Source organism: Alphaproteobacteria bacterium SS10 (genome assembly GCA_019192455.1).
Taxonomy (GTDB): domain Bacteria; phylum Pseudomonadota; class Alphaproteobacteria; order TMED2; family TMED2; genus TMED2.
Genome location: JAHCML010000004.1, coordinates 1 through 19,194, shown reverse-complemented (window position 1 = coordinate 19,194; position 19,194 = coordinate 1). Strand labels below are relative to the sequence as shown.

Annotated in this window: 16 protein-coding genes; 13 read left to right on the top strand and 3 right to left on the bottom strand. The window is 58.0% G+C overall.

Annotated elements, in window-relative coordinates:
• Positions 1 to 4: 4 nt before the first annotated feature.
• Together KI792_07625 and KI792_07620 are read left to right on the top strand one after the other, a co-directional pair.
• Positions 5 to 3,214, top strand: coding sequence for an efflux RND transporter permease subunit (locus tag KI792_07625; GenBank protein MBV6632886.1), 3,210 nt, complete (start codon positions 5 to 7; stop codon positions 3,212 to 3,214).
• A gap of 111 nt (positions 3,215 to 3,325) precedes the next feature.
• Positions 3,326 to 3,682, top strand: coding sequence for a helix-turn-helix transcriptional regulator (locus tag KI792_07620; protein ID MBV6632885.1), 357 nt, complete (start codon positions 3,326 to 3,328; stop codon positions 3,680 to 3,682).
• A 43-nt stretch (positions 3,683 to 3,725) separates the two neighbouring features.
• On the opposite strand, the gene KI792_07615 is transcribed toward KI792_07620, so the two are convergent.
• Entirely contained in the window at positions 3,726 to 4,472 is a 747-nt protein-coding gene (locus tag KI792_07615) for a protein phosphatase CheZ (GenBank protein MBV6632884.1), read from the bottom strand.
• A 102-nt stretch (positions 4,473 to 4,574) separates the two neighbouring features.
• On the bottom strand, positions 4,575 to 6,290 hold the full coding sequence (gene ggt, locus KI792_07610; protein ID MBV6632883.1) for a gamma-glutamyltransferase: 1,716 nt from the start codon (positions 6,288 to 6,290) through the stop codon (positions 4,575 to 4,577).
• A 275-nt stretch (positions 6,291 to 6,565) separates the two neighbouring features.
• Here ggt and KI792_07605 point away from each other — a divergent pair, with 275 nt between their 5' ends.
• From KI792_07605 to KI792_07575, 7 genes are all read left to right on the top strand, one after another.
• Positions 6,566 to 7,393, top strand: coding sequence for an RDD family protein (locus KI792_07605; GenBank protein MBV6632882.1), 828 nt, complete (start codon positions 6,566 to 6,568; stop codon positions 7,391 to 7,393).
• Positions 7,394 to 7,581: 188 nt separating this feature from the next.
• On the top strand, positions 7,582 to 8,928 hold the full coding sequence (locus KI792_07600; GenBank protein MBV6632881.1) for an aspartate aminotransferase family protein: 1,347 nt from the start codon (positions 7,582 to 7,584) through the stop codon (positions 8,926 to 8,928).
• Positions 8,929 to 9,074: 146 nt separating this feature from the next.
• Entirely contained in the window at positions 9,075 to 10,004 is a 930-nt protein-coding gene (locus tag KI792_07595) for a class I fructose-bisphosphate aldolase (protein MBV6632880.1), read from the top strand.
• A gap of 184 nt (positions 10,005 to 10,188) precedes the next feature.
• The gene (locus KI792_07590) at positions 10,189 to 12,240 is read left to right on the top strand and encodes a HAMP domain-containing protein (protein MBV6632879.1); all 2,052 of its coding nucleotides are present in this window, start codon (positions 10,189 to 10,191) and stop codon (positions 12,238 to 12,240) included.
• 123 nt (positions 12,241 to 12,363) lie between these two features.
• Positions 12,364 to 12,927, top strand: a complete 564-nt coding sequence (locus KI792_07585) for a thiamine phosphate synthase (protein ID MBV6632878.1) — start codon at positions 12,364 to 12,366, stop codon at positions 12,925 to 12,927.
• Between the two features lie 58 nt (positions 12,928 to 12,985).
• Entirely contained in the window at positions 12,986 to 13,483 is a 498-nt protein-coding gene (locus KI792_07580) for a hypothetical protein (protein MBV6632877.1), read from the top strand.
• Between the two features lie 30 nt (positions 13,484 to 13,513).
• A complete protein-coding gene (locus KI792_07575) occupies positions 13,514 to 13,960 on the top strand; it encodes a VOC family protein (protein MBV6632876.1) in 447 nt (148 codons plus the stop codon).
• Between the two features lie 3 nt (positions 13,961 to 13,963).
• Here KI792_07575 and genX read toward each other — a convergent pair whose 3' ends face one another.
• Positions 13,964 to 15,034 (bottom strand): EF-P lysine aminoacylase GenX, encoded by a 1,071-nt coding sequence (genX, locus tag KI792_07570; GenBank protein MBV6632875.1) that lies wholly within the window; start codon positions 15,032 to 15,034, stop codon positions 13,964 to 13,966.
• Between the two features lie 127 nt (positions 15,035 to 15,161).
• On the opposite strand from genX, the gene efp reads away from it, so the two are divergent.
• The 4 genes from efp to KI792_07550 all read left to right on the top strand — a co-directional run bounded on the left by efp (position 15,162) and on the right by KI792_07550 (position 19,025).
• On the top strand, positions 15,162 to 15,728 hold the full coding sequence (gene efp / locus KI792_07565) for an elongation factor P (protein ID MBV6632874.1): 567 nt from the start codon (positions 15,162 to 15,164) through the stop codon (positions 15,726 to 15,728).
• Between the two features lie 41 nt (positions 15,729 to 15,769).
• Complete coding sequence (locus KI792_07560) at positions 15,770 to 16,624, top strand: inositol monophosphatase (GenBank protein ID MBV6632873.1); 855 nt, start codon at positions 15,770 to 15,772, stop codon at positions 16,622 to 16,624.
• Between the two features lie 84 nt (positions 16,625 to 16,708).
• Positions 16,709 to 17,920, top strand: a complete 1,212-nt coding sequence (locus tag KI792_07555; GenBank protein MBV6632872.1) for a flagellar motor protein MotA — start codon at positions 16,709 to 16,711, stop codon at positions 17,918 to 17,920.
• 13 nt (positions 17,921 to 17,933) lie between these two features.
• Positions 17,934 to 19,025, top strand: a complete 1,092-nt coding sequence (locus KI792_07550) for a peptidoglycan -binding protein (GenBank protein ID MBV6632871.1) — start codon at positions 17,934 to 17,936, stop codon at positions 19,023 to 19,025.
• Positions 19,026 to 19,194: the final 169 nt, after the last annotated feature.

Here is a 19,194-nt window from a genome sequence, read left to right as displayed (position 1 = left end):
CAGCATGAACTTGATCCGCATCGCCATTGAGCGCCCCATCGCCATCCTGGCCGGTGTGGCCATGGTCATCATGTTTGGCGCCGTGGCGCTGCAGAGCATCCCAATCCAGCTGGCACCGGATGTGAACCGCCCAATCATCACGGTGGAAACCCGTTGGCCCGGTGCTGCCCCAGCGGAGGTTGAGCGCGAGATCGTCAATCTTCAGGAAGAAGAGCTGAAGGGCCTCGATGGCTTGGTCAAAATGACCAGCCGCTCCCGCAATGATGAGGGGGAGATTACGCTCGAGTTCAATGTCGGCGCGGATATGAGCCGCTCACTGCTCTTGGTCGCCAATCGCCTAGACCGGGTTGATGGTTACCCGGCCGAGGCTGACCAGCCGGTGCTCGACACCTCAGCGGCAGAGGATAGCCCCATCGCCTGGTTCCACCTGCGGGCGGCACCCGGCAACAACCGGGCCATCTGGACCTATCGTGAGTTTGTTGAAGATATCATTCAGGACCGCATCGAGCGTGTGCCAGGCGTCAGCCGGGTCAATGTCTTTGGTGGTGTTGAGCGGGAGATGCAGATCAGCGTTAACCCCAACGCCATGGCCCAATACGGCATCACCGTCCCGGATATGGTTGCATCACTTCGGGCAGCAAACGCCTCAGTATCCGCCGGTGACATTAACGAGGGTAAGCGCCGCTACGTGGTCCGTACAGAGGGCGACTTTGAAACCCTAGACCAGGTGCGTGAGGTCATCATCCGCTCAGAGGTCGATGAGGAGACCGGCCGGGTTGCCCGGGTCACCGTCGGCGACATCGCCCAGGTCGAGTTTGGCTTCAAAGAGAGTACGGCGCGTATTCGCCAGCTGGGCGAACCCTCCATCGCCTTTAATGCGGTGCGTGAAACCGGCGCCAATGTGATTGAGACCATGGCCGGCATTGCCGAGGCGGTGGATGAGCTAAACGCCAATGCCCTCCCCAATGCCGGGCTGGTGCTGACCCAAGTCTATGACGAGACGATCTACATCAACTCAGCGATCGATCTGGTGCAGCAGAACATCCTGTTCGGTGGCCTGCTGGCGGGGTCGATACTGCTGCTGTTCCTCCGTTCCTGGCGACCAACACTGATTGTCAGCTTGGCGATCCCCGTCTCAATCATTGGCTCATTCGTCGCCATGGCGGCACTTGGGCGATCAATCAATGTCATCTCCCTTGCCGGTCTTGCCTTCGCTGTTGGTATGGTGGTCGACGCCGCCATTGTGGTGCTGGAGAATATCTTCCGACTGCGACAACGCGGGTTAAGTGCGCGTGAAGCCGCCTATCAGGGCACCTCACAGGTATGGGGGGCGGTACTCGTCTCCTCACTCACCACCGTGATGGTGTTCATTCCCATCCTGGTGATGGAGCTTGAGGTTGGTCAGCTGTTCCGCGACATCGCGGTTGCGATCTCAGTCTCTGTGGTCCTGTCCCTTATTGTTGCCGTGACGGTGATCCCAGCGCTCGGCTCTCGCCTATTACGACGCATGCCCGAGGGTAAGGAGGTTGTGCGCCTCCCCGTCATTGACCCCATGGCGGCCAAGTTTAAGGACAGCGTTGTTGGCCTGACCAAGCAGGTGATTAGCAACCGCCCCCTAGCGATTGGCGTGGTGGTTGGCATCTCCGGTTTGGCGGCGGTCGCGACCTGGGCCTTCCTGCCTAAGCTTGAGTACCTTCCGGAGGGGAACCGCAATCTGATCTTTGGCGTCGCCCTACCACCACCCGGTTACAATCTCGACACCTCAACCGAGATCGCAGAGAAGGTGGAGAGCGCGACCCGGCATCTTTGGGCCAGAGAGACTGGCCCAGAGGCTGAGCCTGGTGAACCGCCGAAGATGCAGCACTTCTTTTTCGTCGCTCTGCGCACACAGCTATTCTTTGGCAGTGCCGCCACGGATGATCAGGCCTCTCGCGTGTCGGAGCTTATCCCGGTTGTCGGCGCCCCGATCTTTGAAGAGCCGGGCACCTTTGGCTTCATCACCCAACCATCGCTGTTTGGTCGCGGCATTGGCGGTGGCCGGTCAATCGACCTCGACATCTCTGGCCCGGATCTACCGACCATCCTGGATGTGGCCCAACGTGCCGCCAACATCCTGCGCGAAACCTTCCCACCAGCCGAGGGCCATCAATTCCGCCCACAGCCTGGCCTAGAGCTTGGCGCGCCTGAGGTTCGGTTGATCCCCGACCCGCTGCGCCTCGCCGATAACGGCCTCAACACCAGGGATTTTGGCGCCACCATCGATGCCTTTAATGATGGGCTGCGGGTTGCTGAGATCACGGTTGGCGGCGAGCGGATCGATCTGACCCTGCGCGGTGAAAACACCGAAACTGGGGCCACACAGGACATTGGCAACCTGCCGGTCGTGACCCGCGAAGGGCGCATCGTGCCCGCTGCCAGCCTCGCCGATGTGCAGGTTACGGCAGGCCCTACAGAGATACGGCATCGTGAGCGCCTAAGAACGGTGACGCTGGAGGTCCGGCCATCAAATGCCCTCGCCCTTGAGGCCGCGATGGAGATCCTGCAGCGCGATGTGATCGACAGGTTGAGTAATGAGGGCGTGCCCGCCGGGATCAATATGCGGCTATCAGGTACGGCGGATCAGTTGACCGAGACCTGGAACGAGATTGTGCTCGACCTCTTAATCGCGCTGATCATCGTCTATCTGGTGATGGCGGTACTGTTTGAAAGCTTCTGGTACCCGCTGATCATCATGGTGTCAGTGCCACTGGCGACCGCTGGCGGCATTGGTGGCCTGGCTGTCCTCAATCTCTTTACGCTGCAGCAGTTGGACATGCTGACAATGCTGGGCTTCGTCATCCTGGTCGGGATTGTGGTGAACAACGCTATCCTGTTGGTCCACCAGACGCTGCACCACCTGCGCCATGACGGCATGGGGGTTGAGGCCGCGATCATTGATGCCACCACCAACCGTATCCGCCCCATCTTTATGTCATCGATGACCAGTATTTTCGGAATCCTGCCACTCGTGCTCTTTCCCGGTGCCGGTTCCGAACTATATCGTGGTTTAGGGTCAGTGGTTCTGGGCGGTCTGTCGCTCTCAGCGGTACTGACCTTGGCGGTGATTCCGCCACTTTTGGGCCTGGTTGCGCCGCTTATCGAAGGGCGAGATACAACGGCCGATGCGGGTGGGACATCCGCAAATCAAGGCGGGAATGTCGCGGCTGCCGAGTAGCCAGCGCATATTACTCAACCCTTAATTGCATTTTTTCTAATGCATACGGTTGATCTCCTGCATACTTAACCTAGTTGAAGTTCATCGTTGATTGCCACCTAAGGTTGACCAATGCCATTTCGTATTCTGCGCGAACAAGCCGGCGGCGTTGCCCGGCTTTTGAAGGCCGTCGCGAATGCACGTCGTCTGTCCATCCTTTGCGAACTTGCCGAGGGTGAGAAAACCGTGACCGACCTTCAGAACCTGATCGGTATCAGCCAATCGGCCCTATCACAGCATCTGGCACGCCTACGCCGTGATGAGTTGGTGGCGACCCGTCGGGATGCACAGAACATCTATTACCGGTTGGATGACCAGTATGTGCCAGACCTGCTCGGCTATCTTGAGCGGTTTGCCGATGTTTATGATCGTGAAGCGGCCAATGATCGCCGCCCACCAGCTGAGCGACCAGACATCGCCGCTGAGTAATCTCAGTACAATCAGAGTTTAGGAGAGCTGTTCCGCTGTTAAGTCAGCCGAACAGCTTATCTATGTCGTCTTGGCTGATGCCGTCATCGGCTGGGCCATTGAGCAAGCCACTCTCATCAAAGTGCTTATCATTGGGATCACCGCAAGCGACCTCTTCATCGCCGCTATCATCCGCGCTGTGATCAACGCCCATCGCACGCTCCACATCCTGCAGACGAGACTCTACCGAGTTCAGAATTTGGGTGACGTTGGATAGCCGCTGCCCCGTCAGGTCTTGGAAGCTTGAGGCCTGGAATATCCGCACAACCTGATCGCGGATGGTATTCATCTCTGGTGCCAGATGCTCCGCGGCGTCGATGTTTGCCAGCTGCTGGCCCAGATCGGTGGCAACCTCATCAATCGCCTCACAGGCCGTCAGGATCTCCTCCGTCGCCTGCTCTGTGCTTTTGATTACTGAGGTGAGCTCGTCAGCAGCCCCATCAATGCGACGGTTACCAGCAGAGATGGAACGGAAATCGCGAACCAGGTCGCGGCCGAAATCTGGGCCACCCCCCTCTGATTGATCGGCGCTTGGGGCCGTAAAATTAGCGTGTGTGTCAGGGTCATCATCAAGGCGATCGGCAATGACCGTGATACGGCTTTCCACCCGGCTGATAGCCGCCATTAACTGATCAAGGTGATCATGGGTCGATGGGGCTGGTGTCTTTGGTTGCGCTGGTTTCTGCGCGGCAACCGGTTTGCCATCGCGTTGTCGTTCAATGCGATAGGGGCGTGGGGGTTCATAGGCCATACTGGCTGCTCCTGATAGAACAGTTAGTGTGGCACCAGACTAGGCCGCAGCCGCTTTCCGAAAGCTTAAAGCAGGCTGTGGATTGGCTAGAAATCGAACCAGTTAATTGCCAACCACATGTCCTTCTCGGCGTGGATCCGCGCCGCCGACCAGCCGCATATTGCCCTCAGCATCACGCTGAAACTGAATGGCATGGAGGCCACTGACCATACTTGGCCGGACCACCTCATGCCCCTTTAGGGCGAGGCCTTGGGCAAACGGATCACCGGCCGCGCCCTGCTCAATTTCGGTCTTGCTATTACGGTTGCCGATATGGGGCTGGGCGACTGCTTCAGCTGGGCTCAAGCCGCCATCGAGAATGTGCAAAATAGCCCTCGCAACATAACCAATGATCCGGCTGCCGCCCGGCGATCCAATCGCCAGGGTTGGATGATACAAGTGGTCAAACACAATGGTTGGCGCCATTGAGCTGCGTGGCCGCTTGCCAGGCTCTACCCGGTTGGCAATCGGTTTGCCCGCCTCATCCATTGGCCGGAACGAGAAGTCAGTGAGCTGGTTATTCAAAAGAATGCCATGAACCATCTGGCGTGAACCGAAGGCGCTCTCGATACTGCCGGTGTAGGAAACGATATTCCCATCAGCATCAACAACGGTGAAATGGGTGGTCCCGTGATCCTTCTGGGTGCCATCTGCCCCGGCCATAGCGGCCATCTGCGTGGCCGGATATTCACCAGCCTCCGCCCGGCCATCCATGGCACCAACCAAATCAATGAGGGCAGCGCGTTGAGCAAGATAATCCGGATCTAACAGCGCCTTCTCAGGCACCGATACATAGTCAGCATCCGCCATATACTGACCGCGATCCGCATAAGCCAAACGGGATGCCTCGGCATAGATATGGTCAGACACACTGCCGCCGGGCACCAAATTGGCCCCGGCCGGTCCTTTGGCCATGGTGGCAGCATCATAGATGCCCAATATCTGACCGACGGTTAGACCACCAGAGCTGGGGGGACCCATGCCACAAACACGGTAGACCCGAAACAAGCCACAAACAGGCGCCCGCCGAACCGCTCGATATGCCGCCATATCTTCAATCGACAGCAAACCTGGGTTCACGGGGTGGCCCTGAACCTTCTCAACGATGTCCTCCGCAATAGGCCCTTTATAGAAGGCATCGCCACCTTCCCGTGCGATCCGTGTGAGAAGATCGGCATAGGGCTGATTTTTGAGGATATGACCAACCGGCCTTGGACGGCCATCTAAGCCAAAGAAGTATGCTGCGGTAACACTGTCATCAAACAGCCCCTGGGCCGCATCGATGCTGGCATGGAGCCGTGGTGAGATCGGAAAACCGGTCTCGGCGAGGCCGATTGCAGGTTGAAGCAAGATTTCCCAATCAATCCGACCATGATCCTGGTGAAGACGCTCAAGCAGCCGGACCGTGCCAGGCGTACCAACGGAGCGGCCACCGATGACCGCATCCCAGAACGGCATTGGGTCGCCATCATCCTTGAGAAACAAATCGCCCGCGGCACTCATAGGGGCGGTTTCGCGCCCGTCATAGCTATCCAACAGAAGCTGATCGGCACGCCAATGAAGGGCAAAGGCACCACCACCAAGGCCAGATGACTGCGGCTCAACGAGGGTCAGAACAGTCTGGATCGCCACCGCCGCATCGGCAGCACTACCACCGGCGGCCAGCATTGCCATCCCCACCTGACTGGCAATCGGATGGGCGGTCACAACCATTGCCCGGTCGCCAGTACCGCTGCGGGCAAGACCGTTGGTCTGGGCCACGACATCACCGCTGCCCATGCCGCTACCAACCAGCAGACCTAAACAAAGACAAAGGGCTTTTAAGCCCCGTCGCCAAATCGCGTTTCTTTCGTCGCGTTGCATGATTTTGGCACCCCTGAATGCTTCTGAAGTTTTGGACCTTGCGCTATATGGCAAGCGAGTGTGGCCCATGGTACTCAAATCGCTTAATCACCTGATCCTCTATCACGGTGAACGTGGCGCCTGGGCCTGGAAAAGCGCAAAATAGCAATATGTGGGAAGCCGTTTCGACGGCAGCATCTTTTAGGTCATCAATGTCTACACAGTTCGATACCCCAGACTCCGCTGGCCTTCAGGCACGTATGGCTTCCAAGAAGCGTGGCCGACGCGATGTCTATCCATCAACCGGTAAGCGGGCCATCGCCTATACGGTCGATCACCTTCTGCTCACCATGCTGTCGTTTCTGTTCGCCTTCCTTCTGAACATCTTCTTTCCGGCACCAGCATTCGAGATGATCCCGCCAGCCTTGCAGATCACCTTGGACGCCTCAGGCATGCCGACGAGCACTATTGATCGGATACCAACGCAAGAGGAGGCCATGGCCATGATCCTCGAGCATTGGGTTGCTCAGCTTGGCAATTTTCAGCCGCTATTCTGGCTCTCATTCCTGTTGCCAATGATCTATTTTTCGATGTTCACGGCGAGCCGGTGGCAGGCAACCCCAGGCATGCGCTGGTGCAAGATCATGATAACTGATCGCCATGGAAATGCCCTGTCATTCGGCCAAGCCGCCTGGCGGACATTGGCGCATTTCATCACCTTCTTCACACTTGGCCTGGGCTTCTTTGCGGCCAACTTTAATAAGCGCCGCCTAGCCCTCCATGACTGGTTATCAGCCAGCGAGGTGCGCACTTTTGATGCCGAGTTTCAGGCTGAGCGGACACGCCGTACAGAGGCTGCGCGCGAAGAGGTAATGACCGCGAAAGCAAAGGCGGCCAGTACCAGCACCGCAAGGAATAAAGCGACTGCGAAGAAGCCCACATCCAAGTCAGATCAACCTGCAAAAAAGCTCCGACCAACGAGTGCCAAAACGGCACCTAAAGGCAAGGCATCGAAGCGGCCAAGCAAGCCGACTGAATAAAGCTGAAAAACTTGCTTGGAGCCGTCATCAACCGGCCCTACTCTGGCAGGATATTGCAATGCAGTGCTGCCCCCAACCTGGCTGCTGAATGGTCAGGCCGCTTCACCGCTTGCAGTTAAACCAAAACCATAATCCACCGCCCCACTGGCTGACGCTTTGTTGGGGCATTTTTCGGGACACGTATCGCCATGAATAAGCAAGTCGATCCAAAAACCCTGCCTACCGCCCCAAATGATTTGGAAGCGTATTGGATGCCGTTCACCCCGAACCGGCAGTTCAAGGCTGACCCACGCATGATCGTCGGTGCCGACGGCATGTACTATACTGGGCAAGATGGTCGACAATTGCTAGATGGCGCGGCCGGTCTGTGGTGCGTGAATGCGGGCCACAACCGCAAACCCATTGCCGATGCAGTGAACGCACAGCTAGCTGAGCTGGACTATGTCCCAGCCTTCCAAATGGGCCACCCCAAAGCCTTTGAGATGGCGAGCCGCCTAACCACCATCCTGCCGCAAGGCCTGGACCATGTGTTCTTCTCGAACTCTGGCTCAGAGGCTGTGGATACGGCACTGAAGATTGCCATTGGCTATCACCGCGCCCGCGGTGAGGGTCAGCGCACGCGTCTTATCGGGCGTGAGCGTGGTTATCACGGTGTCGGCTTTGGCGGCATTTCGGTTGGCGGCATGCCGTATAACCGGAAGACCTTCAACGGTGCGCTACTGCCCCATGTCGATCACCTGCCACACACCCACCATAAGGAGCATCAGGCCTTCTCAAAAGGTCAGCCCGAATGGGGTGCGCATCTGGCCGATCAGCTGGAAGACATCGTCGCCCTGCATGATGCATCAACCATTGCAGCCGTGATCGTTGAGCCGATTGCCGGGTCCACCGGTGTGTTGGTGCCACCGAAAGGCTATCTCGAACGTCTGCGGGAGATCTGTGACAAGCATGGCTTGCTGCTGATCTTTGATGAGGTGATCTGCGGCTTTGGCCGATTGGGTACCGCCACGGCGGCTGAGTATTTCGGCATCACGCCGGATATCATGACCATGGCCAAGGGCATCACTAATGGTGTCGTACCCATGGGCGCGACCGCTGTGTCTGCCGATATCTACAACGCCTTCATGCAAGGGCCGGATCACATGATTGAGTTCTTCCATGGCTACACCTATTCGGGCCACCCGCTGGCAGCAGCGGCCGGGCTTGCCACCCTCGATATCTATCGGGATGAGGGGCTGTTCGACCATGCGGCTAAGATGGCACCGAAGTTTGAGGAAGCCCTGCACAGCCTGAAGAACGAGCCAAATGTCATCGACATCCGCAATATGGGGATGATCGGCGCCGTTGAGCTTGAGCCCGTTGCGGGCACGCCAACCAAGCGTGCTTACGATGTATTCCTCGATTGCTGGCACAATGATGTGGTGGTGCGGTTCACCGGCGATACCATCGCCATGTCACCGCCACTGATCATGGAAGAACAGCATATCGAGCAGTTGGTTGAGACCCTGCGTCAGGCAATCCGCCGCGCGGCTTAACACCGATAATCGACGAATACTGGGCAGCGGCCGGGCAAGAGTACTTGTCCGGCCGCTCTCATCATGGCAAAACCGCGCCCGAATGGTCGGATCAACCGCCCACCTGCCGCTCATCATGAGCACCTATCCGAGAGACAACCAAAACCATGAAAACGACCCAGCGCGTCCGCAAGATCCTCAGCTACTACGAAACCGAAAGCCCAGGCGTTAAAGCCAACATCGCCCGCTTCCTCATGGAAGGTAAGCTGAAAGGCACCGGCAAGCTGATCATCCTGCCAGTTGACCAAGGCTTTGAGCACGGTCCCGCGCGGTCATTCGCCGCCAATCCTGCTGGCTATGACCCAATGTATCACCCACAGCTAGCACTCGATGCTGGCCTGTCTGGTTATGCTGCCCCACTCGGCATGCTGGAATGCGTGGCCGATACCTTTGCTGGCCAGATGCCATTGATCCTGAAGATGAACAGCGCTAATAGCCTGTCCCGCCAGAAGGAAGATGCTGACCAGGCCGTTACGGCCACAATCGATGATGCGCTGCGCCTTGGCTGCTCCGCTATCGGCTTTACCATCTACCCAGGCTCCGACGCCGCTTACGACCAGTTCGAAGAGCTGCGCGACCTAACCTTGGAAGCTAAGTCCGCTGGCCTTGCCACCGTTGTTTGGTCCTACCCACGTGGTGGTTCGATGACCAAAGACGGTGAAACCGCTGTCGACGTGATTGCCTATGGTGCGCACATGGCCTGTATGCTCGGCGCTAACATCGTGAAGGTGAAACTGCCGACCGACTTCATCGAACTCAAAGAAGCCAAGAAGGTTTATGAGGACGAGAAGATTGATGTCAGCACCCTGACCAAGCGCGTCGAGCATGTCGTGAAGTCTTGCTATGACGGTCGCCGTCTCGTCATCTTCTCCGGTGGCGGCAAGAAGGGCACCGAGGGTCTCTACGAAGATGCCCGCGCCATTCAACAAGGCGGTGGCAATGGCTCCATTATTGGCCGCAACGTCTTCCAACGCCCACGCGAAGAGTCGCTCGAGGTGCTGGCTAAGATGATCGATATCTTCAAGGGCGCTGAGTAACCCTTAGCCCCTCAGACAAACGAATTCAGAGCGGCCGGCGGCAGGCAACTGCCCCGGCCGTTTTGTATGTTTGGGGCAAATAAACCCTCGATTAACTGATTTTGCGCACCCTGTGGGTCGAATACGGGCAGGTCAACCAACTGGCCGCCTATGCCATTGATCCCGGTTGGAGAGTAAAATCATGATGAGCATGCAAGCAGCCGATACACCCAAGAAGGTGTCGTTTCGGTTCAAGGACCTTTCGATCGCCACCAAACTCGGCATCGGGTTCGGTTTGGTGGTCGCCATTCTGATCAGCATTGGCGTATCCGCCAGCCTCGGCTTCAACAAGGTGCTCGGCAGCCTCGAAACATTCGAGGCAATGTCAGATGACAGCTCAATCACGGCAAAGCTTGAGACTGAGCTACTGTTTGCCCGGTTAGCGGTGAAGAACTTTGTTATCTCCGGCGGCCAAGCAGAGATTGATGCCGTTAAATCTCGGCTAGAGAAAGTCGACGGCTACCTCCAGCAGGCTAATGCCTCAATTCAGGCGCCTGAGCGCGTTCAGCTGCTGACCCAAGTGCAGTCGAGTATGGAGACCTATTCAGAAGCCTTTTATGAGGTGGCCGCCAAGCAGGCTGAGCGAAATAGCTTTGTTCTGGAGCAGCTGAACCTCATTGGTCCTGAGGCCCGAAAGAAGCTGAGCGAGATCATGGCCAGCGCATTCCGGGATAACGATGCCGAGGCTGCTTACTATGCTGGCTTGGCCCAACAAAACTTGATGCTGGCTCGCTTCTACGCTGAGCGGTTCTTGCAAACGAATGAGCCAGAAGCAATCACCCGCACCCAAGCTGAGCTGGCCAATACCGCCTCCGCCATTGGGGATCTGCTCATTCGGCTTCAGAACCCGACCCGACGGGCCCTGGCAACTGAAACCCGCACGTTAATGGAACAGTATGGGACTGCATTTGAAGGTGCAGTCACGGCCATCACTGAGCGTAACAGCCTAATCACCGGTCAGCTCGACCAGATCGGCCCTGAGGTTGCTGGACTTCTCGTTCAACTGCTTGAGAGCGTCCAGGCTGAAACCAAAACCACAGGTGATGCAACCCATGACATTGTAGTTAGCTCCCTAACACAAGCGCTCCTTCTGATGGCAGTTGGTGCCCTACTAGCAGCAGGGGCTGCACTTCTAATCGCCCGGGCCACCAGCCAGCCAATCAATGAAATGACGTCGGTGATGGAGGATATCGCTGGCGGCAACCTAACAGTCGCCATCCCGGATCAAGATCGCGGCGATGAGATTGGTGCCATGGCCAAGACGGTTGCGGTGTTCAAAGAGAACGGGCTGCGCGTTCAGGAGATGCAGGCCGAGGAAGAGGCCCGCAAAGCCCAAGCAGAAGCTGAGAAGCAAGCTGCCATGGATCAAATGGCTTCGTCTTTCGAGGCAAGCGTTGGCAGCGTGATCCAAAGCCTTGGTGCCGCCGCTGACGAGATGAAGGCATCGGCAGAAAGCATGACCGCGATTGCTGAGGAGACAAGCCGTCAGACCGTGGCTGCTGCCTCCGCAACCGATCAGGCAAACTCAAACGTTCAAACCATGGCGGCAGCCTCCGAAGAGCTTTCCAGCTCGATCGCGGAAGTAAATCGCCAGGTCATGAACGGCTCAGAGATTGCCCAGAAAGCATCCCGCGAAGCGACCAAGACCAATGAGACCATTCAGGGCCTCTCGGATGCGGCGCAGTCTATCAACGAGGTCATTATCCTGATCCAGGATATCGCAGAGCAAACCAACCTTCTGGCACTCAACGCAACGATTGAAGCCGCTCGTGCTGGCGAGGCTGGTAAAGGCTTCGCCGTGGTGGCCTCTGAGGTGAAGGGCCTCGCTAATCAAACGGCGAAGGCGACTGAAGAGATCGGCAAACAGATTGGTACGGTCCAACAGGTCGCCAGTGAGTCCGTGGATGCCATTGCGAGCATTGGCGAGACCATTCAGCAGATGGCCGACATCACAGAGGCGATCAATGAAGCGATGGACCAGCAGGATGTGGCGACCCGTGAGATTGCCCAAAATGCCGGTCAGGCCGCAAACGGCACGGCCAGCGTTGCCTCAAGTGTGGGTGATGTAAGCCAAGCCGCCGATGAAACTGGCCGCGCATCCTCGGATGTGTTGGGTGCTGCCAGCGAGCTGTCGCAACAAACCACCACCTTGCATGATGAGGTCCAGCGCTTCCTTCAAAACATGCGGGCGGCGTAACGACCCAATAAAATAGCCGCAGAGCCACCGTTGCGATTGATTTGTGATGGTGAAGCGGGCAGATCGACAGGGCGGGCACCATCCCGCCCTGTTTGCCGTTCATGCCCTAACCAGCTTGCCCTTATGCCCGACCATAAATTTGACCCAGATCGCCCACCACTGGCCCACTACCTAGCCCTTCCCGCCTATGGCGATGAGGCGGCCGCGCGCGCTGGCCTGCCGCAGCTTGAGGCTTGGCTCGACACCTGGTCACCGGCGGCGGTGTTGGTCACCATCGATAGCGATGATCCAGTAGTCATCGGCGATGCTATCACCGTGCTACAGCCAGCCATCCAATCGCGAGATATTGCCTTGCTTCTAGCTGGTGATCCGGTGGTGGCGAAGGCGCTCGACTGTGATGGGGTTCATTTGCCAGGTGGGGCGAAGGCTGCGCGGGCAGCCATCGGCCCCGACATGATCCTGGGCATTGAATGCGGCAGCAGCCGGCATGAGGCGATCACTGCCGCGGAACAGGGCGCCGACTATGTCTGCTTTGGCCCGTTTGAGGGTGAGGACGATAAAGAGACGGTCGGCTGGTGGCAGATGATGATGGAGCCGCCCTGTGTCGCCGATGGCGCCAGTGATGCGGAACAAGCCAAGGCCTTATACGAGGCAGGCGCGGACTTTGTTTTGATACATCCAAACTAAGCTGATCCGGGTTCAGTTCGGCATTGGTGGTTTCAACCACCAACCATAGGCTTCCCATATGAGTGAGATGACCGCCAATGACTGGATGTCGATTATCGGCCGCGCCCTGCGCGATGCCGGTGGGATCGATTTTGGCTCCCTTGCCCGCTATGCCGGGTATCGGCAGCGTGGCGGCCAAGAACCGGCGGTAGACAGCCCAAGCATGATGGCCTCAAGCGCTGGCGGATCCGGCATTGGGCGAGAAGGTGGTGGCTCATACGCCCCTTTAGCTGATGCCCTGCACGACACCCCGATTAGCATGATGGGCGAACGGCCACCGCTGCCACCCCAAAAGGCTCAGTTTGAGCCTAAGCCACAATCCGCCGCTGATCGTGAGAAGGCGCGGGTTAATCGGATTGTTGAACGGGCCATTGAGGGGTCAGTCGCGCGCGGGACACTGGAACGCGATGCCGCGGATGCGCTGCTTGAAGGGCGCTACTCTGCATGGTTAGAAAAGAAACACCGAGAGAAGGCTGCCACCACACCGGCCACCCCGCCTATCGGTAAAACGCCCTAACCATCACCTTAAAGCTCAGGAGTTCTCCGAATGAGCGATGCGCCCCCAACCGATACCGAGTTCACGTCCCCCAGCATCATCAGCCACGTCTCCGTCGGCACGAATGATTTCGACCGCGCGGTTGAATTCTATGATGCGGTTATGCCCGTCGTGGGCGCCAAACGGCTCATGACCCATCCGGGTGCCGCCGCCTATGGCAAGATGTTTCCAGAGTTCTGGGTTCAAACACCATTTGATGAGCAGCCAGCCGTGGTTGGCAATGGCCAACACTTCGCCTTCATCGCGGACTCAAAAGCGGTCGTCGATGCGTTCCACGCTGCCTGTTTGAAAGCAGGTGCGACGGATGACGGCCCACCGGGCCCACGCCCACTTTACGGTGAGCCCTATTACGGTTGCTTCCTCCGCGATTTGGACGGCAATAAGATCGAAGCAACGTTCTGGGATCACGAACTCGCCGCCAAATTGGGCATGGGCTGACGCCTAGTCGATGCCCGCATCAATTGGCAGCCAACACACCTGATCAATATGGCTGGCACCGGCCAGCACCATCGCCAGCCGGTCGATGCCGAGGGCAATGCCGCCCGCATCGGGCATCCCGTGATGTAGTGCGGCGATGAAATCATCATCAATCGGGTAACGCTCACTATAGAGCTGTTCTTTGAGGTCCATATCGGCCTCGAACCGGCGGCGTTGCTCGCCAGCGTCGGTCAGCTCACCAAAAGCATTGGCGAGTTCTAGACCGCAGATATAGAGCTCGAACCGCTCTGCCATGCGCGGGTTGTCGGCGCTGGGGCGCGACAGGGCGGCCATGGAGATCGGGTAGTCGTAGAGTATGGCGGGCTTACCAACGCCAAGCTTTGGCTCAATCCGGTCTAGGAAGATGCGGAAGAACAGATCGTCCCAGCGATCATCTTCGGCCACGTGATAACCAAGCTGTTTTGCAACCGGTGCCAGAAGGGCGACATCCGGGTTCCAGTCATCCGGGCCAATCGTCGCCATGATGTCGATACCGACATGGCGCTCAAACGCCTCGGCCACGCTTAGATAATCCCACGGACCATGAGGATCGGCGGTGGCATTGCCATACCGAAGCTGATCTACACCACAGGCCTTGGCCGCTGCTTTCACCATCGCTTCCGTATCCGCCATGATGTCCCGATACCCGGCATTGGTGCGGTACCACTCAATCATGGTGAATTCTGGTTGGTGCAGGCCTGCCTGTTCGCCGTTTCGGAACACCCGGCAGATCTGGAACAGCTTTTCCCAACCACCGACCAACAGCTTCTTCATCGCGAATTCAGGACTGGTGTGTAGGTAGAAGGGCCGCCGGGTCTTTCGATCCATATGGATGAAGTCGGCCTGGAACGCCTGCAAATGCGGCTCAAGCCCTGGACTTACCTGCAAAGCCGGTGTCTCACACTCGACAAAACCCTGACCGTGGAAGTAGTCACGGATGGCCCGGATCATGGTGGCGCGGGTCTCCAGGTTCCCTCGCTTTGCGGCCATTGCATCTGGATGCCAGACCGGTTGGCTTGCGGGCTGTTCGCTCATGGTATTGCTGCCAGTTGAGTTATGGGGTGGGCCAGCGATTGCGCCTGTCGACGCTTACTGTTAGCTTCCCGCCACCTTTTCCGAAGGGCCCTGTTTAGCGGCCCGGCAGACTTTCGGCGACAAGCATATGAAAATCAACGCGATCGAAATTCGTGGCGGCAACGTTCTCGACCATGAAGGCAAGCTTTGGCAGGTTCTGAAAAGCCAGATTTATCAGCCTGGTAAGGGTGCCTCCGTGGTGCAGGTAGAGATGCGCGATGTGCGCACCGGTACCAAGACCAATGTCCGCTTCCGCACCCAAGAAACCGTCGAGCGCGCGCGCCTCGATGAGGTGGAGTATCAGTATCTCTACGATGAGGGTGACGGCAATTTCGCCTTCATGAACAACGACAATTATGAGCAGATGTCCGTCTCTGGCGACATCATCGGCGAACAGAATATCTATCTTCAGGAAGGCATGAAGGTCATCCTGCAGATGTTTGAGAGCGAAGCGCTGTCAGTTCAACTGCCGACCACTGTTGTGCTTGAGATCACTGAGGCTGACCCAGTTGTTAAGGGCCAAACCGCCTCCTCCTCCTATAAGCCAGCAATGCTTGAGAATGGCGCCAAGATCATGGTCCCACCGCATATTGAGGCGGGCACCAAGGTTGTGGTGAAGCCGGAAGACGGCTCCTATGTTGAGCGTGCGAAGTAAGACATAAGCACCGTTAAACCGTTACGTGAAAGATCGGCCCGATGGCCCATACCTCCCCACTTATCAATGTGATGGTGCAGGCAGCCCAGAAGGCCGCCAAGGGGCTAACCCGCGACTTCGGCGAGGTTGAGAACCTGCAGGTCTCCAAGAAGGGGCCCAGCGACTTCGTCTCCTCCGCTGATTTGTTTGCTGAGAAGAAGCTGCGTGAAGCGCTTGAGAAGGCACGCCCGGATTTTGGCTTCCTGCTTGAAGAGGGCGGCCGCGTTGAGGGCAAGGACCATTCCAACACCTGGATCATCGATCCGCTGGATGGCACGACTAACTTCCTCCACGGCTTCCCCCATTGGTGCATCTCCATCGCGCTAGAGCGGGACAGCGATATCCATGCCGGTGTCATCTATGACCCGATTAAGGATGACCTGTTCTGGGCCGAAAAGGGCCAGGGTGCCTTCTGGAATGACCGCCGCATGCGGGTTGCCAATCGCTTACATCTCGATGAGGCGATTGTTGCCACCGATGTGCCGGGCATCGGCCGTGGTGACCACTCCGAAATCCTTGGCACGCTGGGCCAGGTCATGCGCAGCGTTGCCGGCGTTCGCCGCACCGGCTCTGCCGCCCTCGACCTTGCCTATGTCGCGGCTGGTAAGCTCGATGCTTACTGGGAGAAGGATGTGAATGCCTGGGACGTGGCAGCTGGCGTCGCCATGGTGCGTGAAGCCGGTGGCATCGTCTCCGACCTGAAAGGTGAGCGGAAATGCCACCACGCAGGCCACATCATTGCCGCCAACACGCCAATTCACACCCAGCTGATGAAGCATGTGGGCATGGAAAAGCCGATGAGCCCGACCGCCGCCCGCCGAGCCGCAAAGAAGAAGGCAAAGGAAGCCTCTGATTAACCAGGCGGTTTTGATGCTGCCATCCCTTTGCCTTGTTCAATTGCCTATAAAACCAACCATCAAAACGCGATTTGCCGGGCCAGCATGATCCAAAGACCAAGCCAGTACCTGATCCGTATCGCCATTTTCCTAGTGGCCATCGCTGTGATTGGCGGGGTGCTGTTCCGCACGCTGATTGACGCCTTTATGGCGAACCCAGCGCTCAATGGCTTGATCCTCGGCGTCCTCTTGCTCGGCATCGTCTTCGCCATTCGCGAGGTCTGGCGCCTAACGCCGGAGGTTGATTGGCTCGACCGGGCGCAACGGGGCGATTATCGCTCCTATGGCAAGGACCCGGTCCTGCTCGCCTCCCTATCCCGCATTTTGACGGACAGTAATCGGGTGCGGTTAAGTCCGCCCGCCATGCGCTCACTCCTCGATGGGATTGCGGCCCGGCTCTATGAGACGCGAGAGTTGAACCGCTACGGCATTGGCCTGCTCGTCTTCCTCGGCCTGCTCGGCACCTTTTGGGGTCTGCTAACCACCATTGGCTCCATCGGTGTTGTGGTCGGCGGCCTATCGGTTGATGGCGGCGATATCGGCACTGTCTTCGCCGAGCTTAAAGCTGGGCTGCAAGCGCCCCTGGCCGGGATGAGCACCGCATTCTCCTCCTCCCTCTTCGGCCTAGCTGGCTCCCTAATCCTCGGTTTTGTCGACCTTCAGGCGGGCCAAGCTCAGAATCGTTTCTATATGGAGCTCGAGGACTGGCTGTCTGAGAACACAGAAGTCAGCAGCTCAACCGGCTCCGCTGTTGATGCGGACGGTGTGCCCACCGCTTATCTTGCCGCGCTCGTTGAACAGAATTCAGAGAACCTGGACCGCCTACGCGCCGTGGTTGAGAGCAATGAGGCCGAGAAGAAGCGCACCGCCGATTTGATGACTGAGATTAACGGCACGCTCGGCACCCTGAACCAGCATATGGCGGGCCAGCAAAGCCTGATGACTAAGCTGGTCGAGACCCAGGCCGATGTGGCGCCGCTGGTGATTGCCATCAACCAGGCCATCGCCGATGGCCGCATGGGCATCGATACCGAGAGCCAGCAGCACCTCCGCAATATGGATAATCAACTCAACCGCCTGCTTGATGAGGGCGCGCAAGGGCGGGTTGAGACGCTTGAGGCCCTGCGTGCAGAGATCCGTATCCTGGCTAAGACCGTGGCCAATCTTGACGTTACGGGCGGTGAGGCAAAGGACGAGCCCAAGGTGCCTCAGCGGCCCCTACCCCAATGGCTGGCGCCGCAACAGGGCAAGAGCTGAGGCCTGAGCCCCGATGCCCCTGCCCCCACGCCGCAATGGCGCCACCGCGATTAATGTTTGGCCCGGTTGGGTCGATGCCCTGTCATCGCTTTTGATGGTGGTGATCTTTGTGCTGTTGGTGTTCACCATGGCGCAGTTCTTCCTGCAATTCGCCCTAACCGGTCGGGACCTGCAGCTTGATCGCCTGAACAGCCAAATCAACCAGCTGACCGAACAGCTCGCCCTCCAACAATCAGAGAACACTGAGCTTGAGCTGACCCTGACCCAGCTAACCGAGCAGCTAGCCACCGCTACGGAACAGCGTGATGCGACCCGCGCCGCCCTCGCCGAGCGGACGGAGGAACGCGACAATCTTGAAGACCGCCTGATCTCAATCGAAGCCGCCTTGGCGACCAGCCAGGCCAACACCGCCGAGACCGAAGAAACGGTCGACCTTACCCTCCAGGCACTGCGTGATCAGGAAGCGGAGACCAGAGCCTCCCGCCAGCAAATCCAGGCGCTGAATGCCCAGCTGGCCGCGCTTAGTGATGAGCTGGCAAGGCTGAATGCCTTGCTAGAGGTGCAGGAAGCGGACATCGCCGAGAAGGAAGCACAGATCGTCAATCTCGGTGAGCGGCTGAACCAGGCGCTCGCCAATCGGGTTCAGGAATTGGCCCGTTACCGATCAGAGTTCTTTGGCCGCCTTAGAGAGATTCTGGGCGAGCGGGATGATGTCCGGATTGTCGGTGACCGCTTTGTCTTCCAGTCCGAAGTTCTCTTTGCGTCCGGCAGTGATGTGCTTGAGCCGGCGGGTCAGGAGCAACTGGCCCAGTTGGCGGTAACCTTGCAGGATTTGGCCTCTGAATTTCCCGAGGACCTGAACTGGATTTTACGAATTGATGGCCATACCGATGATGTGCCGATTAGCACGCCTGAGTTTCCCTCAAACTGGGAGTTATCGTCGGCCCGCGCTATCTCTGTCCTGAAGTTCCTGGCCGATCAGGGGATCGCAGAGCGGCGCCTGGCCGCGACGGGTTTTGGTGAGTACCAGCCGATTGAAACCGGTGAGACAGCGGAAGCGCGCCTCCGTAACCGCCGGATTGAGCTAAAATTCGACCAACGCTGATGCGGACAAAACTTGCTTTCTGGCAAACGCTTCGGTATCACGCTGCTTCGCTAAGTTTTTGAATGTTTAAAAACCTGCCGGTGGGCGCTGTTTAAACCAGCGACAGCCGCGCAAAACCGAGTGATGACGAGCCATGAAAGCTGAGATCCATCCCGATTACCACGAAATC